The organism is Escherichia sp. E1130 (genome assembly GCF_005781065.1).
Taxonomy (GTDB): domain Bacteria; phylum Pseudomonadota; class Gammaproteobacteria; order Enterobacterales; family Enterobacteriaceae; genus Escherichia.
In genome coordinates this window covers 119,189-143,500 of the sequence record NZ_VATL01000004.1, presented here as the reverse complement: position 1 = coordinate 143,500, position 24,312 = coordinate 119,189, and the positions used below count along the sequence as shown (strand labels likewise).

The window sequence follows — 24,312 nt, the reverse complement described above, 5'->3', positions numbered from 1 at the left end:
GGCGTACAAACTAACGCATAAATGCTGGTTGCTTCTCTTCATAAGTGGCAATAGCGTCGTCGTGCTGCAGCGTCAGACCGATGCTGTCCAGCCCATTCATCATGCAGTGGCGGCGGAAGGCATCGATGCTAAACCGATAGGTTTTCTCACCCGCTTTCACCTCTTGCGCTTCCAGGTCCACGTCGAAATGAATCCCCGGATTGGCTTTCACCAGCGCAAACAGCTCATCCACTTCGTCATCATTTAATTTCACCGGCAGCAGCTGGTTGTTGAAGCTGTTGCCGTAGAAGATGTCAGCGAAACTCGGCGCAATCACCACTTTAAAACCGTAATCGGTCAATGCCCACGGCGCGTGCTCACGCGAGGAGCCGCAGCCGAAGTTTTCCCGCGCCAGCAAAACGGAAGCGCCCTGATACTGCGGGAAGTTCAGCACGAAGTCCGGGTTTGGCTGTTGGCCTTTTTCATCCAGAAAACGCCAGTCGTTAAACAGATGCGCGCCAAAACCTGTACGCGTCACTTTCTGCAAAAACTGTTTCGGGATAATCGCATCGGTATCGACATTGGCGGCATCCAGCGGAACCACCAGGCCTGTATGTTTGATAAATTTCTCTGCCATGGTCTGCTCCTTATTTAATGTTGCGAATGTCGGCGAAATGTCCGGTCACAGCAGCGGCGGCAGCCATTGCCGGGCTGACCAGATGCGTGCGCCCGCCGCGCCCCTGGCGGCCTTCAAAGTTACGGTTGCTGGTGGAGGCACAACGTTCGCCCGGATTCAGACGGTCGTTATTCATCGCCAGACACATTGAGCAACCAGGCAAGCGCCATTCAAAACCGGCTTCAATAAAGATTTTGTCCAGACCTTCCGCTTCCGCCTGAGCTTTTACCGGGCCAGAGCCGGGAACCACCAGTGCCTGTACACCTGGCGCGACTTTTCGCCCTTTGGCGATTTCCGCCGCCGCGCGTAAATCTTCAATACGTGAGTTGGTACAAGAACCGATAAACACTTTATCGATAGCGACTTCGGTCAATGGAATACCCGGTTTCAGCCCCATATAGGCCAACGCTTTTTCTGCCGACGCGCGCTCAACCGGATCGGTAAACGAAGCCGGATCGGGAATATTGTCATTCACGGAGATCACCTGACCGGGGTTAGTTCCCCAGGTGACCTGCGGGGCGATCTCTTCTGCTTGCAGAGTCACAACAGTATCGAAAGTTGCACCTTCGTCGGTTTGCAGGGTCTTCCAGTAGGCGACGGCATCGTCAAAATCTTTGCCTTTCGGCGCATGCAGACGGCCTTTGACATAGTTAAAGGTGGTTTCGTCAGGTGCAACCAGACCGGCTTTCGCGCCCATTTCGATTGCCATATTGCACAGGGTCATACGACCTTCCATGCTTAAATCACGGATTGCTTCGCCGCAAAACTCCACCACATGCCCGGTGCCGCCAGCGCTGCCGGTTTTACCGATAATTGCCAGCACGATATCTTTCGCGGTAATGCCCGGCGCGGCTTTGCCCTGGACTTCAATTTTCATGGTCTTCGCGCGGCCCTGTTTCAGGGTTTGCGTTGCCAGCACGTGTTCAACTTCAGAAGTACCGATACCAAACGCCAGTGCGCCAAAAGCGCCGTGGGTGGCGGTATGCGAGTCGCCGCAGACAATGGTCATCCCTGGTAAGGTGACGCCCTGTTCCGGCCCCATCACGTGGACGATCCCCTGATACGGGTGATTCAGGTCATACAGCTCGACGCCAAATTCTTTGCAGTTTTTGATCAGCTCCTGCATCTGGATCCGCGCCATTTCACCGCAGGCATTAATGTCTTTGGTCTGGGTGGAGACGTTGTGATCCATGGTGGCGAAGGTTTTCCCCGGCTGACGCACCGGGCGACCGTGGGCGCGCAGGCCATCGAACGCCTGCGGTGAGGTCACTTCATGCACCAGGTGGCGGTCGATATATAACAGCGGGGTTTCGTTTTCGGCTTCGTACACTACGTGAGCGTCGAACAATTTTTCGTATAACGTCTTAGCCATGATTACACCCCTTCTGCCACATAGCGGGCAATGATATCGCCCATTTCATCGGTACTAACGGCGGCAGCGCCACGGGCTAAATCCCCGGTGCGAATGCCTTCTTCTAATGCGCGGTTAATGGCGCGTTCAATGGCGCAAGCCGCATCATCGGCATCCAGGCTGTAGCGCAGCAGCAGCGCCAGCGACAGAATTTGCGCAATCGGGTTGGCGATGTTTTTGCCTGCGATATCTGGTGCCGAGCCGCCCGCCGGTTCATACAGACCAAAACCTTGCTCGTTCAGGCTAGCGGAAGGCAACATCCCCATCGAGCCAGTGATCATCGCACACTCATCAGACAGAATGTCGCCAAACAGGTTGGAGCACAGCAGAACGTCAAACTGTGATGGATCTTTAATCAGCTGCATGGTGGCGTTGTCGATGTACATATGCGCCAGTTCGACATCCGGATATTCAATGGCGATCTCATTAACAATTTCCCGCCATAAAATAGAGGATTGCAGCACATTGGCTTTGTCGATTGAGGTGACTTTGCGACGACGCTTGCGGGCAGATTCAAACGCGATACGGGCGATACGTTCGATCTCAAAACGGTGATACACCTCGGTATCAAACGCTTTTTCATATTGTCCGCTGCCTTCACGGCCTTTTGGCTGACCGAAATAGATGCCGCCGGTCAGTTCGCGCACGCACAGGATGTCGAAGCCGTTAGCGGCAATGTCAGCACGCAGTGGACAGAATGCTTCCAGCCCCTGATACAGTTTTGCCGGACGCAGATTGCTGAATAATTTGAAGTGCTTACGCAAAGGCAACAGCGCGCCGCGTTCTGGTTGCTGGTCTGGTGGTAAATGTTCCCACTTCGGGCCGCCTACCGAGCCAAACAGCACGGCATCGGCTTGCTCGCAACCTTCAACCGTCGCAGGCGGCAGCGGCTGTCCGTGGTTATCAATGGCTGCGCCGCCTACATCGTAATGGCTGGTGGTGATGCGCATCGCAAAGCGGTTGCGCACGGCATCCAGCACTTTCAGCGCCTGGGTCATCACTTCCGGCCCGATCCCATCTCCGGGCAAAACGGCAATATGGTAATTCTTCGACATCACACGGTTTCCTTGTTGTTTTCGTTGTGTTGAGCTTTGCGTTGCAACTCTTTTTCGACTTCTGCGGCGCGCCAGATATTGTTCAGTACGTGCACCATGGCTTTGGCGGAGGACTCGACAATATCGGTGGCCAGGCCGACGCCGTGGAAGCGGCGACCGTTGTAGTTGGCGACGATATCCACCTGACCCAGCGCATCTTTACCGTGGCCTTTGGCGGTCAGGCTGTATTTCACCAGTTCGACGTTATAGTCAGTGATACGGTTAATGGCCTGATAGACGGCATCGACCGGACCGTTACCGTTGGCGGCTTCCGCTTTGACTTCTTCGCCACAGACCAGTTTGACGGCGGCAGTGGCGATATCGTTAGAACCAGACTGCACGCTGAAGTAATCCAGACGGAAATGCTCCGGCTCTTCTTGCTGCTTACCGATAAAGGCCAGCGCTTCCAGGTCATAATCAAACACCTGACCTTTTTTATCTGCCAGCTTCAGGAAGGCGTCGTACAGATTGTCTAAATTATATTCACTTTCTTTATATCCCATCTCATCCATGCGGTGTTTCACTGCCGCACGGCCTGAACGAGAGGTCAGATTCAGCTGGATTTGGTTCAGACCAATAGATTCTGGTGTCATGATTTCGTAGTTTTCGCGGTTTTTCAGCACGCCATCCTGGTGGATACCGGAGGAGTGTGCGAATGCGCCGCTACCAACAATGGCTTTGTTTGCCGGGATCGGCATATTACAAATCTGGCTAACTAACTGGCTGGTGCGCCATATCTCCTGGTGATTAATGGCTGTGTGGACGTTGAGGATATCCTTACGAACTTTGATCGCCATGATCACTTCTTCCAGCGAACAGTTTCCGGCGCGTTCGCCGATCCCGTTCATTGCGCCTTCTACCTGCCGCGCTCCGGCATGTACCGCCGCCAGTGAGTTACCTACTGCCAGGCCTAAATCGTCGTGGGTGTGTACGGAAATAATGGCTTTGTCGATGTTAGGCACGCGTTCATACAGGCCGCTGATGATTCCGGCGAACTCAAACGGCATGGTGTAGCCCACGGTGTCCGGAATGTTGATGGTGGTGGCACCGGCGTTAATCGCCGCTTCGACCACTCGCGCCAGATCGGCAATCGGGGTACGCCCGGCATCTTCGCAAGAAAATTCAACGTCATCGGTGTAATTACGGGCGCGCTTCACCATATAGATAGCGCGTTCGATCACTTCATCCAGCGTGCTGCGCAGCTTGGTGGCGATGTGCATTGGGGAGGTAGCAATAAAGGTATGAATACGGAAGGCTTCGGCGACTTTCAGAGATTCAGCCGCCACATCGATATCTTTTTCCACGCAGCGAGCTAACGCACATACGCGGCTATTTTTGACCTGGCGGGCGATGGTTTGCACCGATTCAAAATCGCCTGGCGAAGAGACGGGGAAACCCACTTCCATTACGTCAACACCCATACGCTCAAGGGCCAGCGCAATTTGCAGTTTTTCTTTCGCACTCAGACTTGCCTGTAACGCCTGTTCACCGTCGCGTAATGTGGTATCGAAAATAATAACTTGCTGGCTCATGGTTTAGGTCCTTGTCTCTTTTAGAGCGCCTCGCTTCGGGCATAAAAAAACCCGCGCAATGGCGCGGGTTTTTTTTGACTGCGTGCTGGCTTAATGCTGGATGCCGCTCACTCGTCTACCGCGCAAAGAAGATGCGTTTAGTAGTAGTAGACCGATAAAGCGAACGATGTGAGTCATTAAATCAGCTCCAGATGAATGCGATATGCTTTTAGAGTTACTGGATACAAAAACGGATGTCAACCCTGTAGTAAGAAAAGCGGCTTTTCAGCGGTAATTTTGCATGTATCAAATTAGCTAATTGTGCTGTGTATACATAAACCAACAATATTAATTTCTGTCAGCCAGATCACACTTTTCATTAATTGACATACTTCAGCATAATTTATTGCATTTAATCAATAAGTGATATGCATATAGATAGTATCAATTACCTAACCCATCCTGATGATTTTTCTGTAATTATTTATTTGATGAATGTTTAATTATTGATGAGGCTTATATTATTGATAAGTTAATAAGGAAGATATGGGTTATTAATATATAAATTTTTAATTAAATTGGCGATTTTATACATATCATGGATGATTGAGCATTCATGGTGATTATGATTATATTGTTTGTGTGACAAAAACATTATAGATAATCATGCTGTGGTGGATGACTCTCTGCGCGGCGGTGGGTTTTGTTTTAAACAGAACTCTTATCTTTATGTTTTCCTAATTTTACTCATTTTCCTTTTTCTTATTTTATATGTATGGTAAATCATATTTTTCAGGATTATTTTTTTTCTGCATTCCGGTAAGGAAAAGGGAGTTAAGTGTGACAGTGGAGTTAAGTATGCCAGAGGTAAAAACAGATCATCCAGAACCAGCAGATTTTAGTAAGCCACAGCTGCGCATGGTCGATCTAAACTTATTAACTGTTTTCGATGCCGTGATGCAGGAGCAGAATATTACTCGTGCCGCTCATGTTCTGGGAATGTCGCAACCTGCGGTCAGTAACGCTGTTGCACGCCTGAAAGTGATGTTTAATGACGAGTTGTTTGTTCGTTATGGTCGTGGTATCCAACCGACTGCCCGCGCATTTCAACTTTTTGGTTCTGTGCGCCAGGCGCTGCAATTAGTGCAAAACGAATTACCGGGTTCAGGTTTTGAGCCTGCCAGTAGCGAGCGGGTATTCCATCTCTGTGTTTGCAGCCCGTTAGACAGCATTCTGACCTCGCAGATTTATAATCACATTGAGCAGATTGCGCCAAATATACATGTTATGTTCAAGTCTTCATTAAATCAGAACACTGAACATCAGTTGCGCTATCAGGAAACGGAGTTCGTTATAAGTTATGAAGATTTCCACCGCCCTGAATTTACCAGTGTGCCGTTATTTAAAGATGAAATGGTGCTGGTAGCCAGTAAGAACCATCCGCATATTAAAGGTCCATTACTGAAACATGATGTTTATAACGAACAACATGCGGCGGTTTCACTCGATCGTTTCGCCTCATTTAGTCAACCGTGGTACGACACAGTAGATAAGCAAGCCAGTATTGCTTATCAGGGCATGGCAATGATGAGCGTCCTTAGCGTGGTGTCGCAAACTCACCTGGTCGCTATTGCGCCTCGTTGGCTGGCTGAAGAGTTCGCCGAATCTTTAGAATTACAGATATTACCGCTGCCGTTAAAACAGAATAGCAGAACCTGTTATCTCTCCTGGCATGAGGCTGCCGGGCGCGATAAAGGCCATCAGTGGATGGAAGAGCAATTAGTCTCTATATGTAAACGCTAAACAAAAGCAGAATAAATCAGGCATTCCTTTCTGGTTTATTCTGCTTTTTTTATTAAATGTAGAATTTTGTTCTAAATGCATGTGCGCCAGATTTCATGAAAAATTAAAAAATAGAGAAATTGCTGTAAGTAGCCGAATCTAGCCAATTTATTATCAATTTACGCCTTCATTCTGGAGTATTTTATCGTTTCTTTTCTCCTTTCCTCCTGTTTATTCTTATTTCTTCACGTTTGTGACTCTGTCTGCCAATTGCTTAAGCAAGATCGGACGGTTAATGTGTTTTACACATTTTTTCCGCCAAACAGTGAGGCAGGCCATGGAGATGTTGTCTGGAGCCGAGATGGTCGTCCGATCGCTTATCGATCAGGGCGTTAAACAAGTATTCGGTTATCCCGGAGGCGCGGTCCTTGATATTTACGATGCATTGCATACCGTGGGGGGTATCGATCACGTATTAGTTCGTCATGAGCAAGCGGCTGTGCATATGGCCGATGGCCTGGCACGTGCAACCGGGGAAGTGGGGGTCGTGCTGGTGACGTCGGGTCCTGGGGCGACTAACGCGATTACCGGTATCGCTACTGCTTATATGGACTCCATTCCCTTGGTTGTCCTTTCTGGTCAGGTAGCGACCTCGCTGATAGGCTACGATGCTTTTCAGGAGTGCGACATGGTGGGAATTTCCCGCCCGGTGGTAAAACACAGTTTCCTGGTTAAGCAAACGGAAGATATTCCTCAGGTGCTGAAAAAAGCATTCTGGCTGGCGGCAAGTGGTCGTCCTGGGCCAGTGGTGGTTGATTTACCGAAAGATATTCTTAATCCGGCGAACAAATTACCCTACGTCTGGCCGGAGTCGGTCAGTATGCGCTCTTATAACCCGACCACACTGGGTCATAAGGGGCAGATTAAACGCGCATTGCAGACACTGGCGGCAGCGAAAAAACCGGTAGTTTACGTTGGCGGCGGCGCCGTGACTGCGAGTTGCCATCAACAACTCAAACAGATTATTGAGCAGCTTAATCTTCCCGTTGTCTCTTCATTAATGGGGCTGGGGGCGTTTCCGGCAACGCATCGTCAGGCGCTGGGGATGCTGGGAATGCACGGCACCTACGAAGCCAATATGACCATGCATAATGCCGATGTTATTTTTGCGGTCGGCGTGCGCTTTGACGATCGCACCACTAACAATCTGGCCAAGTACTGCCCGAATGCAACGGTTTTACATATTGATATCGATCCTACGTCGATCTCAAAAACCGTTACCGCCGACATTCCGATCGTTGGTGACGCGCGGTTGGTGCTGGATCAAATGCTGGAGTTGCTGGCACAAGAAACGGCTCACCAACCGTTGGATGAAATTCGTGACTGGTGGCAACAGATTGAACAGTGGCGCGCTCGCCAGTGCCTTAAATACGACACTCAGAGCGAAAAGATTAAACCGCAAGCGGTGATCGAGACACTCTGGCGGCTAACGAAAGGTGATGCATATGTCACGTCCGACGTCGGGCAGCACCAGATGTTCGCCGCGCTTTATTATCCTTTCGATAAACCGCGCCGCTGGATCAATTCCGGTGGCCTCGGCACTATGGGCTTTGGTTTGCCTGCGGCGCTGGGTGTCAAAATGGCATTGCCAGAAGAAATCGTGGTCTGTGTCACTGGCGACGGCAGCATTCAGATGAACATTCAGGAACTGTCTACCGCTTTGCAATATGAACTGCCGGTGCTGGTGGTGAATCTCAATAACCGCTATCTGGGGATGGTGAAGCAGTGGCAGGACATGATCTATTCCGGCCGCCATTCACAATCTTATATGCAGTCGCTACCGGATTTCGTTCGTCTGGCGGAAGCCTATGGCCATGTTGGGATCCAGATCTCTCATCCGCAAGAGCTGGAAAACAAACTTAGCGAGGCACTGGAACAGGTCCGCAATAATCGCCTGGTGTTTGTTGATGTCACTGTTGATGGCAGCGAGCACGTCTACCCGATGCAGATTCGTGGCGGCGGAATGGATGAAATGTGGTTAAGCAAAACGGAGAGAACCTGATTATGCGCCGGATATTATCCGTATTACTCGAAAATGAATCAGGCGCGTTATCCCGCGTGATCGGCCTCTTTTCCCAACGGGGCTATAACATTGAAAGCCTGACCGTTGCGCCAACCGACGATCCGACATTATCGCGTATGACTATCCAGACTGTGGGCGATGAAAAAGTGTTGGAGCAGATTGAAAAGCAATTACACAAGCTGGTCGATGTGCTGCGTGTTAGCGAACTGGGGCAGGGGGCGCATGTTGAGCGGGAAATCATGCTGGTGAAAATTCAGGCCAGTGGCTACGGACGTGACGAAGTGAAGCGCAATACGGAAATATTCCGTGGGCAAATCATTGATGTCACGCCATCGCTTTATACCGTTCAATTGGCGGGAACCAGCGATAAGCTTGATGCATTTTTAGCATCGATTCGCGATGTGGCGAAAATTGTGGAGGTCGCTCGTTCCGGCGTAGTAGGACTTTCGCGCGGCGATAAAATAATGCGTTGAGAATGATCTCAATGCGCAATTTACAGCCCAACATGTCACGTTGGGCTTTTTTTGCGAATTCAGTGGGAACCTGGAATAAAAGCAGTTGCCGCAGTTAATTTTCTGCGCTTAGATGTTAATGAATTTAACCCATGCCAGTACAATGGGTATGGTTTTTACATTTTACTCAAGGGGCAATTGTGAAACTGGATGAAATCGCTCGGCTGGCGGGAGTGTCGCGGACCACTGCAAGCTATGTTATTAACGGCAAAGCGAAGCAATACCGTGTGAGCGACAAAACCGTTGAAAAAGTCATGGCAGTGGTGCGTGAGCACAATTACCACCCAAATGCCGTGGCTGCTGGGCTTCGTGCTGGACGCACACGTTCGATTGGTCTTGTGATCCCCGATCTGGAGAACACAAGTTACACCCGTATCGCTAACTATCTTGAACGTCAGGCGCGGCAACGGGGTTATCAACTACTGATTGCTTGTTCCGAAGATCAGCCAGACAACGAAATGCGCTGTATTGAGCATCTTTTGCAGCGCCAGGTCGATGCCATCATTGTTTCGACGTCGCTGCCGCCGGAGCATCCTTTTTATCAACGCTGGGCTAACGACCCGTTCCCGATTGTCGCGCTGGACCGCGCCCTCGATCGTGAACACTTCACCAGCGTTGTGGGTGCCGACCAGGATGATGCAGAAATGCTGGCCGAAGAGTTACGTAAGTTTCCTGCTGAGACGGTGCTTTATCTTGGCGCGTTGCCGGAGCTTTCTGTCAGCTTCCTGCGCGAGCAGGGTTTCCGTACCGCCTGGAAAGATGATCCACGCGAAGTGCATTTCCTTTATGCCAACAGTTATGAGCGGGAAACCGCTGCCCAGTTATTCGAAAAATGGCTGGAAACGCATCCGATGCCGCAGGCGCTGTTCACCACCTCATTTGCGTTGTTGCAAGGCGTTATGGATGTCACGCTGCGCCGCGATGGCAAACTGCCTTCTGATTTGGCAATTGCGACCTTTGGTGACAACGAATTGCTCGACTTCTTACAGTGTCCGGTACTGGCGGTAGCCCAGCGTCATCGCGATGTTGCGGAACGCGTACTGGAGATTGTGCTCGCCAGTCTGGACGAACCGCGCAAACCAAAACCAGGCTTAACACGCATTAAACGTAATCTCTATCGTCGTGGTGTACTAAGCCGTAGATAAACATTACGAAAAGATGCGCCAGTGGATTTTACCTCTGGCGCATTGAGTACGTAATTGGACATCGATATCCATAATGTAAATAAGACTATTCTGGACAATTATCCATAAGCCCTCCTGAATATCCTGCCAATTAACTCCATTCGCTGCGTTGAATGATAATTAACTCGTAACGGTAGATTGCAATTGCATTATTTTGTTACAAGCAAATCGGCAATTGCCGATTAAACAAACACTTTTCTAAACTTTTGCCCAAAGTCGCTGGCATCAGGCATGGCGCACGTGCAACAGGGACTGTTATCCGGGGGAGATATGTCCTAAAATGCCGCTCGCGTCGCAAACTGACACTTTATATTTCCATTAAGGAAAATCGAGTCGTTTTTAAAACGGTAATGATGAATGGGATTTTTTCTTACAACTATTCATGACGTTAATTTGCTTCGTTTGTTGGGCGATTTTTAAACAATGCAGATATTAGCCGTAAACATTGGGTTTTTTGCTTCGGTAAGGAATGTTCCTGGCTTGACAAGCTTTTCCTCCGCTCCGTAAACTCCTTTTAGTGGGAATTTGTGGGATAAAGTGGTAATCGGGGGGAGACTGGCATGTTCCGGGGAGCAACGTTAGTCAATCTCGACAGTAAAGGGCGCTTATCGGTGCCTACCCGTTATCGGGAAGAACTGCTCGGGAGCGCTGCCGGTCAAATGGTGTGTACCATTGACATTCATCACCCGTGCCTGCTGCTTTACCCCCTTCCTGAATGGGAAATTATCGAGCACAAATTATCGCGTCTTTCGAGCATGAACCCTGTTGAACGTCGTGTTCAACGCCTTCTGTTAGGGCATGCCAGTGAGTGTCAGCTGGATAGCGCAGGTCGATTATTAATCGCGCCTGTGTTGCGGCAGCATGCCGGGCTGACGAAAGAAGTGATGCTGGTCGGGCAGTTCAATAAGTTCGAACTGTGGGATGAAACGACCTGGCATCAACAGGTCAGGGAAGATATCGACGCTGAACAGTCTGTTACCGAAAATTTGTCGGAGCGACTGCAGGACTTGTCTCTATAAAATGATGGAAAACTATAAACATACCACGGTACTGCTGGACGAAGCCGTAAATGGCCTCAATATCCGTCCTGACGGTATCTACATTGATGGAACTTTTGGTCGCGGTGGTCACTCACGTCTGATTCTTTCGCAACTTGGCGAAACGGGACGCTTGTTGGCAATCGATCGCGACCCGCAGGCTATTGCCGTCGCGAAGACTATTAATGATCCGCGCTTCTCCATCATTCATGGACCTTTCTCTGCGCTGGGCGAATATGTCGCCGAGCGCGATCTTATCGGTAAGATCGACGGCATTCTGCTCGATCTTGGCGTCTCTTCACCGCAACTCGATGATGCTGAACGCGGTTTTTCCTTTATGCGCGATGGCCCGTTGGACATGCGTATGGACCCGACACGCGGTCAGTCTGCCGCCGAATGGCTACAAACCGCAGAAGAATCCGATATTGCCTGGGTATTAAAAACCTATGGCGAAGAGCGTTTTGCTAAACGTATTGCACGCGCCATTGTCGAGCGTAACCGCGAACAGTCGATGACCCGCACTAAAGAACTGGCAGAAGTCGTTGCTGCCGCAACGCCGGTGAAAGACAAATTCAAACATCCCGCGACCCGTACCTTCCAGGCGGTGCGCATTTGGGTGAACAGTGAACTGGAGGAGATAGAGCAGGCGCTAAAAAGCTCGCTTAACGTGCTGGCCCCAGGCGGGCGGCTTTCGATCATCAGTTTTCATTCGCTGGAAGATCGTATTGTGAAACGCTTTATGCGTGAAAACAGTCGCGGTCCACAAGTTCCGGCAGGGTTACCGATGACTGAAGAGCAGCTCAAAAAACTGGGTGGCCGTCAGTTGCGAGCACTAGGTAAGTTGATGCCGGGCGAAGAAGAGGTGGCAGAGAACCCTCGTGCCCGTAGTTCAGTTCTGCGTATTGCAGAGAGGACGAACGCATGATCAGCAGAGTGACAGAAGCCCTCAGCAAAGTTAAAGGATCGATGGGAAGCCACGAGCGCCATGCCTTGCCTGGCGTTATCGGTGACGATCTTTTGCGGTTTGGGAAGCTGCCGCTCTGCCTGTTCATTTGCATTATTTTGACGGCGGTGACTGTGGTGACCACGGCGCACCATACCCGTTTGCTCACCGCTCAGCGCGAACAACTGGTGCTGGAGCGAGACGCTTTAGACATTGAATGGCGCAACCTCATTCTTGAAGAGAATGCGCTCGGCGACCATAGCCGGGTGGAACGGATCGCCACGGAGAAGCTGCAAATGCAGCATGTTGATCCATCACAAGAAAATATCGTAGTGCAAAAATAAGGATAAACGCGACGCATGAAAGCAGCGGCGAAAACGCAGAAACCAAAACGTCAGGAAGAACATGCCAACTTTATCAGTTGGCGTTTTGCGTTGTTATGCGGCTGTATTTTATTGGCACTGGCTTTCCTGCTGGGGCGTGTTGCCTGGTTGCAGGTAATCTCCCCGGATATGCTGGTCAAAGAGGGCGACATGCGCTCTCTTCGCGTTCAGCAAGTCTCCACCTCCCGCGGCATGATTACCGACCGTTCTGGTCGCCCGTTAGCAGTGAGTGTGCCAGTAAAAGCGATCTGGGCCGACCCGAAAGAAGTGCATGAAGCCGGCGGCATCAGCGTCGGCGACCGTTGGAAGGCGCTGGCTAACGCGCTCAATATTCCGCTGGATCAACTTTCCGCCCGCATTAATGCCAACCCGAAAGGGCGCTTTATCTATCTGGCGCGTCAGGTTAACCCTGACATGGCTGAATACATCAAAAAACTGAAGCTGCCGGGGATTCATCTGCGTGAAGAATCTCGCCGTTACTACCCGTCTGGCGAAGTGACCGCTCACCTCATTGGCTTTACCAACGTCGATAGCCAGGGGATTGAGGGCGTCGAGAAAAGTTTTGATAAATGGCTTACCGGGCAACCGGGCGAACGTATTGTGCGTAAAGACCGCTATGGACGTGTAATCGAAGATATTTCTTCTACCGACAGCCAGGCGGCGCACAACCTGGCGTTGAGTATTGATGAACGCCTGCAGGCGCTGGTTTATCGCGAACTGAACAACGCCGTGGCCTTTAACAAGGCTGAATCCGGCAGCGCCGTGCTGGTGGATGTCAACACCGGCGAAGTGCTGGCGATGGCCAATAGCCCGTCTTACAACCCCAACAATCTGAGTGGCACGCCAAAAGAGGCGATGCGTAACCGTACCATTACCGACGTGTTTGAACCGGGCTCTACGGTCAAACCGATGGTGGTGATGACCGCGTTGCAACGTGGTGTGGTGCGGGAAAACTCGGTGCTTAATACCGTTCCTTATCGAATTAACGGCCACGAAATTAAAGACGTGGCGCGCTATAGCGAATTAACCCTGACCGGGGTATTACAGAAGTCGAGTAACGTCGGTGTTTCCAAGCTGGCGTTAGCGATGCCGTCCTCAGCGTTAGTAGATACTTACTCACGTTTTGGGTTGGGAAAAGCGACCAATTTGGGGTTGGTCGGAGAACGCAGTGGCTTATATCCTCAAAAACAACGGTGGTCTGACATAGAGAGGGCCACCTTCTCTTTCGGCTACGGGCTAATGGTAACACCGTTACAGTTAGCGCGAGTCTACGCAACCATCGGCAGCTATGGTATCTATCGCCCGCTGTCGATTACCAAGGTTGACCCCCCGGTTCCTGGTGAACGTGTCTTCCCGGAATCCATTGTTCGCACCGTGGTGCATATGATGGAAAGCGTGGCGCTACCGGGCGGGGGTGGCGTGAAGGCGGCGATTAAAGGCTATCGTATCGCCATTAAAACCGGTACCGCGAAAAAGGTCGGGCCGGATGGTCGCTACATCAATAAATATATTGCTTATACCGCAGGCGTTGCGCCTGCGAGTCAGCCGCGCTTCGCGCTGGTTGTTGTTATCAACGATCCGCAGGCGGGTAAATACTACGGCGGCGCCGTTTCCGCGCCGGTCTTTGGTGCCATCATGGGCGGCGTATTGCGCACCATGAACATCGAACCGGATGCGCTGACAACGGGTGATAAAAACGAATTTGTGATTAATCAAGGCGAGGGGACAGGTGGCAGATCGTAATTTGCGCGACCTTCTTGCTCCGTGGGTGCCAAACGCACCTTCGCGAGCACTGCGAGAGATGACACTCGACAGCCGTGTGGCTGCGTCGGGCGATCTTTTTGTAGCTGTAGTAGGTCATCAGGCGGACGGGCGTCGATATATCCCGCAGGCGATAGCGCAAGGTGTGGCTGCCATTATTGCAGAGGCAAAAGATGAGGCGACCGATGGTGAAATCCGTGAAATGCACGGCGTACCGGTCATCTATCTCTGCCAGCTCAATGAGCGTTTATCAGCGCTGGCGGGCCGCTTTTACCATGAACCCTCTGACAATTTACGTCTCGTGGGCGTAACGGGTACCAACGGCAAAACCACCACTACCCAGCTTCTGGCGCAGTGGAGTCAGTTGCTTGGTGAAACCAGCGCGGTGATGGGGACCGTAGGTAACGGCCTGCTGGGTAAAGTTATTCCGACGGAAAACACGACCGGTTCGGCAGTCGACGTTCAGCATGAGCTGGCGGGGCTGGTGGATCAGGGCGCGACTTTTTGCGCAATGGAAGTTTCCTCCCACGGGCTAGTACAGCACCGTGTGGCGGCATTGAAATTTGCGGCGTCGGTCTTTACCAACTTAAGCCGCGATCACCTTGATTATCACGGTGATATGGAACATTACGAAGCCGCAAAATGGCTGCTTTACTCCGAACATCATTGCGGTCAGGCGATAGTCAACGCCGATGACGAAGTAGGCCGTCGCTGGCTGGCAAAACTGCCGGATGCAGTTGCGGTGTCGATGGAAGACCATATCAATCTGAACTGTCATGGCCGCTGGTTGAAAGCGACCGACGTGAACTATCACGACAGCGGCGCAACCATTCGCTTTAGCTCAAGCTGGGGCGATGGGGAAATTGAAAGTCGCCTGATGGGCGCTTTTAACGTCAGCAACTTGCTGCTCGCGCTGGCGACGCTGCTGGCACTGGGGTATCCGCTGGCTGACCTGCTTAAAACCGCCGCGCGTCTGCAGCCGGTTTGCGGACGTATGGAAGTGTTTACTGCACCGGGCAAACCGACGGTGGTTGTGGATTATGCTCACACCCCAGATGCACTGGAAAAAGCCTTGCAGGCTGCACGACTTCACTGTGCAGGCAAGCTGTGGTGCGTCTTCGGCTGTGGCGGCGATCGTGATAAAGGCAAGCGTCCACTGATGGGGGCGATTGCTGAAGAGTTTGCCGACGTGGCGGTAGTAACTGACGATAACCCGCGTACCGAAGAACCGCGCGCCATCATCAACGATATTCTGGCGGGAATGTTAGATGCCGGACATGCCAAAGTGATGGAAGGTCGTGCCGAAGCGGTGACTTGCGCCGTTATGCAGGCTAAAGAGAACGATGTGGTGCTGGTCGCGGGCAAAGGCCATGAAGATTACCAGATTGTTGGCAATCAGCGCCTGGACTACTCCGATCGCGTCACGGTGGCGCGTTTGCTGGGGGTGATCGCATGATTAGCGTAACCCTTAGCCAACTTACCGATATTCTCAACGGTGAACTAAAAGGGGCAGATATCACCCTGGATGCCGTAACGACTGACACGCGGAAACTGACGCCAGGCTGTCTGTTTGTTGCCCTGAAAGGCGAACGTTTCGATGCCCACGATTTTGCCGACCAGGCGAAAGCTGGGGGCGCGGGCGCACTCCTGGTCAGCCGTCCACTGGATATCGACCTGCCGCAGTTAATCGTTAAAGACACGCGTCTGGCATTTGGTGAACTGGCTGCATGGGTTCGCCAGCAAGTTCCGGCGCGCGTGGTTGCTCTGACCGGTTCCTCCGGTAAAACCTCCGTTAAAGAGATGACTGCGGCGATTTTAAGCCAGTGCGGCAACACGCTTTATACGGCAGGCAATCTCAACAACGACATCGGCGTGCCGATGACGCTGTTGCGCTTAACGCCGGAATATGATTACGCAGTTATTGAACTTGGCGCGAACCATCAGGGCGAAATTGCCTGGACTGTGAGTCTGACTCGCCCGGAAGCGGCGCTGGTCAACAACCTGGCAGCGGCGCATCTGGAAGGTTTTGGCTCGCTTGCGGGTGTCGCGAAAGCGAAAGGTGAAATCTTTAGCGGCCTGCCGGAAAACGGTATCGCCATTATGAACGCCGACAACAACGACTGGCTGAACTGGCAGAGCGTAATTGGCTCACGCAAAGTGTGGCGTTTCTCACCGAATGCCGCCAATAGCGATTTCACCGCCACCAATATCCATGTGACTTCGCACGGTACGGAATTTACGCTACAAACCCCAACGGGTAGCGTCGATGTACTGCTGCCGTTGCCGGGGCGTCACAATATTGCGAATGCGCTGGCAGCCGCCGCGCTCTCCATGTCCGTGGGCGCAACGCTTGATGCTATCAAAGCGGGGCTGGCAAATCTGAAAGCCGTTCCCGGGCGTCTGTTCCCCATTCAACTGGCGGAAAACCAGTTGCTGCTCGACGACTCCTACAACGCCAATGTCGGTTCAATGACCGCAGCAGTCCAGGTACTGGCTGAAATGCCTGGCTACCGCGTGCTGGTGGTGGGCGATATGGCGGAACTGGGCGCTGAAAGCGAAGCCTGCCATGTACAGGTGGGCGAAGCGGCGAAGGCGGCTGGTATTGACCGCGTGTTAAGCGTGGGTAAACAAAGCCATGTTATCAGCACCGCCAGCGGCGTTGGCGAACATTTTGCTGATAAATCCGCGTTAATTGCGCGTCTTAAATCACTGATTGCAGAGCAACAGGTGATTACGATTTTAGTTAAGGGTTCACGTAGTGCCGCCATGGAAGAGGTGGTACGCGCTTTACAGGAGAATGGGACATGCTAGTTTGGCTGGCCGAACATTTGGTCAAATATTATTCCGGCTTTAACGTCTTTTCCTATCTGACGTTTCGCGCCATCGTCAGCCTGCTGACCGCGCTGTTTATCTCATTGTGGATGGGCCCGCGTATGATTGCCCATTTGCAAAAACTCTCCTTTGGTCAGGTCGTTCGTAACGATGGCCCGGAATCGCACTTTAGTAAGCGCGGTACGCCGACCATGGGCGGGATTATGATCCTGACAGCGATTGTGATCTCCGTACTGCTGTGGGCTTATCCCGCTAACCCATATGTCTGGTGCGTACTTGTGGTGCTGGTGGGTTACGGCATCATTGGTTTTGTCGACGACTATCGCAAAGTGGTGCGTAAAGACACCAAGGGCCTGATTGCGCGCTGGAAGTATTTCTGGATGTCGGTGATCGCGCTGGGCGTCGCCTTTGCGCTGTATCTTGCCGGGAAAGACACGCCAGCAACGCAGCTGGTGGTGCCGTTCTTTAAAGATGTGATGCCGCAGCTGGGGCTGTTCTACATCCTGCTGGCTTACTTCGTCATTGTTGGTACCGGTAATGCGGTAAACCTGACCGATGGCCTCGACGGGCTGGCGATTATGCCGACCGTATTTGTCGCCGGTGGTTTTGCGCTGGTGGCGTGGGCAACCGGCAACATGAACTTTGCCAGCTACTTGCATATACCGTATCTGCGGCATGCCGGGGAACTGGTTATTGTCTGCACCGCGATAGTCGGGGCAGGGCTGGGCTTCTTGTGGTTTAACACCTATCCGGCGCAGGTCTTTATGGGCGATGTCGGTTCGCTGGCATTAGGCGGCGCGCTGGGCATTATCGCTGTGCTGCTGCGTCAGGAATTCCTGCTGGTGATTATGGGCGGTGTGTTTGTGGTTGAAACCCTGTCGGTTATTTTGCAGGTCGGCTCCTTTAAACTGCGCGGGCAACGTATTTTCCGCATGGCGCCGATTCATCACCACTATGAACTGAAAGGTTGGCCGGAACCGCGCGTCATTGTGCGCTTCTGGATTATTTCGCTGATGCTGGTCCTGATTGGTCTGGCAACGCTGAAGGTACGTTAATCATGGCTGATTACCAGGGTAAAAATGTCGTTATTATCGGCCTGGGCCTCACCGGGCTTTCCTGCGTGGACTTTTTCCTTGCTCGCGGCGTGACGCCGCGCGTTATGGATACACGTATGACACCGCCTGGCCTGGATAAATTACCCGAAGCGGTGGAACGTCACACTGGCGGTCTTAATGACGCGTGGCTGATGGCAGCCGATCTGATCGTCGCCAGCCCCGGTATTGCGCTGGCGCATCCATCTTTAAGCGCCGCTGCCGATGCCGGAATTGAAATTGTTGGCGATATCGAACTGTTCTGCCGCGAAGCGCAGGCACCGATTGTGGCGATCACCGGTTCTAACGGCAAAAGCACTGTCACCACTTTAGTGGGCGAAATGGCGAAAGCAGCAGGTGTTAACGTCGGCGTGGGGGGCAACATTGGCCTGCCTGCGTTGATGCTGCTGGATGCCGAGTGCGAACTGTACGTGCTGGAACTGTCGAGCTTCCAGCTGGAAACCACCTCCAGCTTACAGGCGGTGGCGGCGACCATTCTGAACGTGACTGAAGATCATATGGATCGCTATCCGTTTGGATTGCAGCAATATCGTGCGGCAAAACTGCGCATTTACGAAAATGCGAAAGTTTGTGTCGTCAATGCCGATGATGCCTTAACGATGCCGGTTCGCGGTGCGGATGAACGCTGCGTCAGCTTTGGCGTCAACATGGGTGACTATCACCTGAATCATCAGCAGGGCGAAACCTGGCTGCGGGTGAAAGGCGAGAAAGTGTTGAACGTGAAAGAGATGAAACTTTCCGGGCAACACAACTATACCAATGCGCTGGCAGCGCTGGCGCTGGCTGATGCCGCAGGGTTACCGCGCGCCAGCAGCCTGAAAGCGTTAACCACGTTCACTGGTCTGCCGCATCGTTTTGAAGTGGTGCTGGAGCATAACGGCGTACGCTGGATTAACGATTCGAAAGCCACCAACGTCGGGAGTACAGAGGCGGCGCTGAACGGCTTGCAGGTAGATGGTACGCTGCATTTGTTGCTGGGCGGTGATGGCAAATCGGCGGATTTCAGTCCACTGGCGCGCTATCTGAATGGCGACAACGTGCGTTTGTACTGTTTTGGTCGTGATGGCGCCCAGTTAGCGGCACTGCGCCCGGAAGTGGCAGAGCAAACCGAAACCATGGAGCAGGCGATGCTCTTGCTGGCGCCACGCGTGCAGCCAGGGGATATGGTGCTGTTGTCACCAGCCTGTGCCAGCCTCGATCAGTTCAAGAACTTTGAACAACGGGGCAATGAGTTCGCCCGTCTGGCGAAGGAGTTAGGTTAATGCGTTTATCTCTCCCTCGCCTGAAAATGCCGCGCCTGCCAGGACTCAGTATCCTGGTCTGGATCTCCACGGCGCTTAAAGGCTGGGTGATGGGCTCGCGGGAAAAAGATACCGACAGCCTGATCATGTACGATCGCACCTTGCTGTGGCTGACCTTCGGCCTCGCGGCGATCGGCTTTATCATGGTGACTTCGGCGTCAATGCCCATTGGGCAGCGCTTAACCAACGATCCGTTTTTCTTCGCGAAGCGTGATGGCGTCTATCTGATCCTGGCATTCATTCTGGCGATCATTACGCTGCGTCTGCCGATGGAGTTCTGGCAACGTTACAGCGCCACGATGCTGCTTGGATCAATCATCCTGCTGATGATCGTGCTGGTGGTAGGTAGCTCAGTTAAAGGGGCATCACGTTGGATCGATCTCGGCCTGCTGCGTATTCAGCCTGCGGAGTTGACCAAGCTGTCGCTGTTTTGTTACATCGCCAACTATCTGGTGCGCAAAGGCGACGAAGTACGTAACAACCTGCGCGGCTTCCTGAAACCGATGGGCGTAATTCTGGTGCTGGCAGTGTTACTGCTGGCACAGCCAGACCTTGGTACAGTAGTCGTATTGTTCGTCACCACACTGGCGATGCTGTTCCTGGCGGGGGCAAAATTGTGGCAGTTCATTGCCATTATCGGCATGGGGATTTCAGCGGTCGTGCTGCTGATCCTCGCCGAACCGTACCGTATCCGCCGTGTTACTGCGTTCTGGAACCCGTGGGAAGATCCCTTCGGTAGCGGCTATCAGTTAACGCAATCCCTGATGGCCTTTGGTCGTGGCGAATTGTGGGGGCAAGGTTTAGGCAATTCGGTACAAAAACTGGAGTATCTGCCAGAAGCTCACACTGACTTCATTTTCGCCATTATCGGCGAAGAACTGGGGTATATCGGTGTGGTGCTGGCGCTTTTAATGGTATTCTTCGTCGCTTTTCGCGCGATGTCGATTGGCCGTAAAGCGTTAGAAATTGACCACCGTTTTTCCGGTTTTCTCGCCTGTTCAATTGGTATCTGGTTTAGCTTCCAGGCGCTGGTTAACGTAGGCGCGGCAGCGGGGATGTTGCCAACTAAAGGTCTGACATTGCCGCTGATCAGTTACGGTGGTTCGAGCTTACTGATTATGTCGACAGCCATCATGATGCTGTTACGTATTGATTATGAAACACGTCTGGAGAAAGCGCAGGCGTTTGTACGAGGTTCTCGATGAGTGGTAAAGGGAAGCGATTAATGGTGATGGCAGGCGGTACTGGCGGGCACGTGTTCCCGGGACTGGCTGTTGCGCACCATTTAATGGCCCAGGGGTGGCAAGTTCGCTGGCTGGGTACTGCCGATCGTATGGAAGCGGACTTAGTGCCGAAGCACGGTATCGGGATCGACTTTATTCGTATTTCTGGTCTGCGCGGCAAGGGTATTAAAGCGTTGCTCGCGGCCCCGCTGCGGATCTTTAACGCCTGGCGTCAGGCGCGGGCGATTATGAAAGCTTACAAGCCCGATGTGGTGCTCGGTATGGGCGGCTATGTTTCCGGGCCTGGTGGTCTGGCAGCATGGTCGTTAGGCATTCCGGTCGTACTTCACGAACAAAACGGCATTGCTGGCTTGACCAATAAATGGCTGGCGAAAATTGCTACCAAAGTGATGCAGGCGTTTCCGGGGGCTTTCCCTGATGCCGAAGTTGTTGGTAACCCGGTGCGTACTGATGTGCTGGCGCTGCCGTTGCCACAGCAGCGTATGGCTGGTCGTGAAGGTCCGGTTCGTGTTCTGGTTGTGGGTGGTTCCCAGGGAGCGCGGATCCTTAACCAGACAATGCCGCAGGTTGCAGCAAAGCTGGGTGATTCAGTCACTATCTGGCATCAGAGCGGCAAAGGTTCGCAACAAACCGTTGAACAGGCTTATGCCGAAGCGGGGCAACCGCAGCATAAAGTGACGGAATTTATTGATGATATGGCGGCGGCCTATGCGTGGGCGGATGTCGTCGTTTGCCGTTCTGGCGCGTTGACGGTGAGTGAAATCGCTGCGGCAGGGCTACCTGCGTTGTTTGTGCCGTTTCAACATAAAGACCGCCAACAGTACTGGAATGCGCTGCCGCTGGAAAAAGCGGGCGCAGCCAAAATTATCGAGCAGCCGCAGCTTACTGTGGATGCCGTCGCCAACACCCTGGCCGGGTGGTCGCGAGAAACCTTATTAACCATGGCAGAACGCGCCCGAGCTGCATCCATTCCGGATGCCACCGAGCGAGTGGCAAATGAAGTGAGCCGGGCTGCCCGGGCGTAATCGTAGCGATGCCTTTTGCATCGTATGAATTTGAGAAGTTAATGGCGTAAAGAATGAATACACAACAATTGGCAAAACTGCGTTCCATCGTGCCTGAAATGCGTCGCGTTCGGCACATACACTTTGTCGGCATCGGTGGTGCCGGTATGGGCGGTATTGCCGAAGTTCTGGCCAATGAAGGGTATCAGATCAGTGGTTCCGATTTAGCGCCAAACCCAGTCACGCAACAGCTAACGAACCTGGGAGCGACGATTTACTTCAACCATCGCCCGGAAAACGTGCGTGATGCCAGTGTGGTCGTAGTTTCCAGCGCGATTTCCGCCGATAACCCGGAAATTGTTGCCGCTCATGAGGCACGTATTCCGGTTATTCGTCGTGCTGAAATGCTGGCTGAGTTAATGCGTTTTCGTCATGGCATCGCCATTGCCGGGACGCATGGCAAAACCACAACCACCGCGATGGTTTCCAGCATCTACGCAGAAGCGGGCCTCGACCCGACCTTCGTGAACGGTGGGCTGGTAAAAGCGGCGGGTGTTCATGCACGTTTAGGCCACGGTCGTTACCTGATTGCTGAAGCTGATGAAAGCGATGCGTCGTTCCTGCATCTGCAACCGATGGTAGCGATTGTCACTAATATCGAAGCCGACCATATGGATACCTACCAGGGCGACTTTGAGAATTTAAAACAGACTTTTATTAATTTTCTGCACAACCTGCCGTTTTACGGTCGTGCGGTGATGTGTGTTGACGATCCGGTAATTCGCGAATTGTTACCGCGTGTAGGCCGTCAAACCACCACTTATGGCTTCAGCGAAGATGCTGACGTGCGTGTGGAAGATTATCAGCAGATTGGCCCGCAGGGGCACTTTACGCTGCTGCGTCAGGACAAAGAGCCAATGCGCGTTACACTGAATGCGCCAGGTCGTCACAATGCCCTGAATGCTGCCGCTGCCGTTGCGGTCGCCACGGAAGAGGGGATTGAAGACGAGGCTATTTTGCGTGCGCTGGAGAGTTTCCAGGGAACCGGACGCCGCTTTGATTTCCTTGGTGAATTTCCATTGGAACCTGTGAATGGTAAAAGCGGTACGGCAATGCTGGTTGATGACTATGGTCACCACCCGACCGAGGTGGACGCCACTATTAAAGCGGCGCGAGCAGGTTGGCCGGATAAAAACCTGGTGATGCTGTTTCAGCCGCACCGTTTCACCCGTACGCGCGACCTGTATGATGATTTTGCCAATGTGCTGACTCAGGTGGATACCCTGCTGATGCTGGAAGTGTATCCGGCAGGCGAAGCGCCTATTCCGGGTGCGGACAGTCGTTCGTTGTGTCGTACAATCCGTGGCCGTGGGAAAATTGATCCGATTCTGGTGCCGGACCCGGCGCAGGTGGCCGAGATGTTAGCACCAGTATTAACTGGTAACGACCTGATCCTCGTTCAGGGGGCAGGAAATATCGGAAAAATTGCCCGATCTTTAGCTGAAATCAAACTGAAGCCGCAAACTACAGAGGAAGAGCGACATGACTGATAAAATCGCGGTCCTGTTGGGCGGGACCTCCGCAGAGCGGGAAGTTTCTCTGAATTCTGGCGCGGCAGTGTTAGCTGGGCTGCGTGAAGGCGGTATTGACGCGTATCCTGTCGACCCGAAAGAAATCGACGTAACGCAACTGAAGTCGATGGGCTTTCAGAAAGTGTTTATCGCTCTGCACGGTCGCGGTGGTGAAGATGGCACGCTGCAGGGTATGCTCGAGCTGATGGGCTTGCCTTATACCGGCAGTGGAGTGATGGCATCTGCGCTTTCAATGGATAAACTACGCAGCAAACTGCTTTGGCAGGGGGCTGGTTTACCGGTAGCGCCGTGGGTAGCATTAACCCGCGCAGAGTTTGAAAAAGGCATTAGTGATAAGCAGTTAGCAGAAATTTCTGCCTTAGGTTTGCCGCTTATCGTCAAGCCGAGCCGCGAAGGTTCCAGTGTGGGAATGTCAAAAGTAGTAGCAGAAAATGCTCTGCAAGATGCATTAAGATTGGCATTTCAGCACGATGAAGAAGTATTGATTGAAAAATGGCTAAGTGGGCCGGAGTTCACGGTTGCGATACTCGGTGAAGAAATTTTACCGTCAATACGTATTCAACCCGCTGGAACCTTCTATGATTATGAGGCGAAGTATCTCTCTGATGAGACACAGTATTTCTGCCCGGCAGGTTTAGAAGTGGCTCAAGAGGCAAATTTGCAGGCATTAGTGCTGAAAGCATGGACGACTTTAGGATGCAAAGGATGGGGACGTATAGACGTCATGCTGGACAGCGATGGACAGTTTTATCTGCTGGAAGCTAATACCTCACCGGGTATGACCAGTCACAGTCTGGTGCCGATGGCGGCACGTCAGGCGGGTATGAGCTTCTCGCAGTTGGTAGTACGAATTCTGGAACTGGCGGACTAA

The 24,312-nt window shown here is 52.4% G+C and carries 22 protein-coding genes; 17 read left to right on the top strand and 5 right to left on the bottom strand.

Annotated elements, in window-relative coordinates; translation table 11 throughout:
- Nucleotides 1–10: 10 nt before the first annotated feature.
- The 5 genes from leuD to leuL form a co-directional block, all read right to left on the bottom strand.
- Nucleotides 11–616: a 3-isopropylmalate dehydratase small subunit gene (gene leuD / locus FEK66_RS03475; protein ID WP_135493455.1), complete on the bottom strand. Its 606-nt coding sequence runs from the start codon at nucleotides 614–616 to the stop codon at nucleotides 11–13.
- 10 nt (nucleotides 617–626) lie between these two features.
- Complete coding sequence (leuC, locus tag FEK66_RS03470) at nucleotides 627–2,027, bottom strand: 3-isopropylmalate dehydratase large subunit (protein ID WP_131161252.1); 1,401 nt, start codon at nucleotides 2,025–2,027, stop codon at nucleotides 627–629.
- 2 nt (nucleotides 2,028–2,029) lie between these two features.
- Nucleotides 2,030–3,121 (bottom strand): 3-isopropylmalate dehydrogenase, encoded by a 1,092-nt coding sequence (leuB, locus tag FEK66_RS03465; RefSeq protein ID WP_130204904.1) that lies wholly within the window; start codon nucleotides 3,119–3,121, stop codon nucleotides 2,030–2,032.
- On the bottom strand, nucleotides 3,121–4,692 hold the full coding sequence (gene leuA / locus FEK66_RS03460) for a 2-isopropylmalate synthase (RefSeq protein WP_097291249.1): 1,572 nt from the start codon (nucleotides 4,690–4,692) through the stop codon (nucleotides 3,121–3,123). Before leuA ends, leuB begins: the two co-directional genes overlap by 1 nt.
- A 90-nt stretch (nucleotides 4,693–4,782) precedes the next feature.
- Complete coding sequence (gene leuL / locus FEK66_RS03455; RefSeq protein WP_001300467.1) at nucleotides 4,783–4,869, bottom strand: leu operon leader peptide; 87 nt, start codon at nucleotides 4,867–4,869, stop codon at nucleotides 4,783–4,785.
- A 660-nt stretch (nucleotides 4,870–5,529) separates the two neighbouring features.
- Here leuL and leuO point away from each other — a divergent pair.
- The 17 genes from leuO (at nucleotide 5,530) to ddlB (ending at nucleotide 24,312) form a co-directional block, all read left to right on the top strand.
- On the top strand, nucleotides 5,530–6,474 hold the full coding sequence (gene leuO, locus FEK66_RS03450) for a transcriptional regulator LeuO (RefSeq protein ID WP_130204908.1): 945 nt from the start codon (nucleotides 5,530–5,532) through the stop codon (nucleotides 6,472–6,474).
- Nucleotides 6,475–6,790: 316 nt separating this feature from the next.
- The gene (gene ilvI, locus FEK66_RS03445) at nucleotides 6,791–8,515 is read left to right on the top strand and encodes an acetolactate synthase 3 large subunit (protein ID WP_135406051.1); all 1,725 of its coding nucleotides are present in this window, start codon (nucleotides 6,791–6,793) and stop codon (nucleotides 8,513–8,515) included.
- A 2-nt stretch (nucleotides 8,516–8,517) separates the two neighbouring features.
- On the top strand, nucleotides 8,518–9,009 hold the full coding sequence (ilvN, locus tag FEK66_RS03440; RefSeq protein ID WP_001252744.1) for an acetolactate synthase small subunit: 492 nt from the start codon (nucleotides 8,518–8,520) through the stop codon (nucleotides 9,007–9,009).
- A gap of 11 nt (nucleotides 9,010–9,020) precedes the next feature.
- Entirely contained in the window at nucleotides 9,021–9,107 is an 87-nt protein-coding gene (locus FEK66_RS03435; RefSeq protein WP_032160836.1) for a hypothetical protein, read from the top strand.
- An 81-nt stretch (nucleotides 9,108–9,188) separates the two neighbouring features.
- Nucleotides 9,189–10,193, top strand: coding sequence for a catabolite repressor/activator (gene cra / locus FEK66_RS03430; RefSeq protein WP_064525210.1), 1,005 nt, complete (start codon nucleotides 9,189–9,191; stop codon nucleotides 10,191–10,193).
- Nucleotides 10,194–10,792: 599 nt separating this feature from the next.
- Nucleotides 10,793–11,251: a division/cell wall cluster transcriptional repressor MraZ gene (gene mraZ, locus FEK66_RS03425; RefSeq protein WP_064525207.1), complete on the top strand. Its 459-nt coding sequence runs from the start codon at nucleotides 10,793–10,795 to the stop codon at nucleotides 11,249–11,251.
- Nucleotide 11,252: 1 nt separating this feature from the next.
- Nucleotides 11,253–12,194, top strand: a complete 942-nt coding sequence (gene rsmH, locus FEK66_RS03420; protein ID WP_135493456.1) for a 16S rRNA (cytosine(1402)-N(4))-methyltransferase RsmH — start codon at nucleotides 11,253–11,255, stop codon at nucleotides 12,192–12,194.
- Nucleotides 12,191–12,556 (top strand): cell division protein FtsL, encoded by a 366-nt coding sequence (gene ftsL, locus FEK66_RS03415; RefSeq protein ID WP_000625658.1) that lies wholly within the window; start codon nucleotides 12,191–12,193, stop codon nucleotides 12,554–12,556. Before rsmH ends, ftsL begins: the two co-directional genes overlap by 4 nt.
- Nucleotides 12,557–12,571: 15 nt before the next feature.
- Nucleotides 12,572–14,338: a peptidoglycan glycosyltransferase FtsI gene (gene ftsI, locus FEK66_RS03410; protein WP_000642222.1), complete on the top strand. Its 1,767-nt coding sequence runs from the start codon at nucleotides 12,572–12,574 to the stop codon at nucleotides 14,336–14,338.
- A complete protein-coding gene (gene murE, locus FEK66_RS03405) occupies nucleotides 14,325–15,812 on the top strand; it encodes a UDP-N-acetylmuramoyl-L-alanyl-D-glutamate--2,6-diaminopimelate ligase (protein ID WP_135493457.1) in 1,488 nt (495 codons plus the stop codon). The genes ftsI and murE overlap by 14 nt, the downstream gene beginning before the upstream one ends.
- Nucleotides 15,809–17,167, top strand: coding sequence for a UDP-N-acetylmuramoyl-tripeptide--D-alanyl-D-alanine ligase (gene murF / locus FEK66_RS03400; protein WP_131161248.1), 1,359 nt, complete (start codon nucleotides 15,809–15,811; stop codon nucleotides 17,165–17,167). Before murE ends, murF begins: the two co-directional genes overlap by 4 nt.
- A complete protein-coding gene (gene mraY, locus FEK66_RS03395; RefSeq protein WP_094337176.1) occupies nucleotides 17,161–18,243 on the top strand; it encodes a phospho-N-acetylmuramoyl-pentapeptide-transferase in 1,083 nt (360 codons plus the stop codon). The genes murF and mraY overlap by 7 nt, the downstream gene beginning before the upstream one ends.
- A gap of 2 nt (nucleotides 18,244–18,245) precedes the next feature.
- Complete coding sequence (gene murD / locus FEK66_RS03390) at nucleotides 18,246–19,562, top strand: UDP-N-acetylmuramoyl-L-alanine--D-glutamate ligase (protein WP_131161247.1); 1,317 nt, start codon at nucleotides 18,246–18,248, stop codon at nucleotides 19,560–19,562.
- A complete protein-coding gene (gene ftsW, locus FEK66_RS03385; RefSeq protein WP_130204918.1) occupies nucleotides 19,562–20,806 on the top strand; it encodes a cell division protein FtsW in 1,245 nt (414 codons plus the stop codon). The genes murD and ftsW overlap by 1 nt, the downstream gene beginning before the upstream one ends.
- Nucleotides 20,803–21,870: an undecaprenyldiphospho-muramoylpentapeptide beta-N-acetylglucosaminyltransferase gene (murG, locus tag FEK66_RS03380; protein WP_135493458.1), complete on the top strand. Its 1,068-nt coding sequence runs from the start codon at nucleotides 20,803–20,805 to the stop codon at nucleotides 21,868–21,870. The genes ftsW and murG overlap by 4 nt, the downstream gene beginning before the upstream one ends.
- A 53-nt stretch (nucleotides 21,871–21,923) precedes the next feature.
- Nucleotides 21,924–23,399: a UDP-N-acetylmuramate--L-alanine ligase gene (gene murC / locus FEK66_RS03375; RefSeq protein ID WP_130204922.1), complete on the top strand. Its 1,476-nt coding sequence runs from the start codon at nucleotides 21,924–21,926 to the stop codon at nucleotides 23,397–23,399.
- Nucleotides 23,392–24,312 carry a D-alanine--D-alanine ligase gene (ddlB, locus tag FEK66_RS03370; RefSeq protein WP_130204924.1) on the top strand — a complete coding sequence of 307 codons (921 nt, stop codon included), beginning with the start codon at nucleotides 23,392–23,394 and terminating at the stop codon, nucleotides 24,310–24,312. Before murC ends, ddlB begins: the two co-directional genes overlap by 8 nt.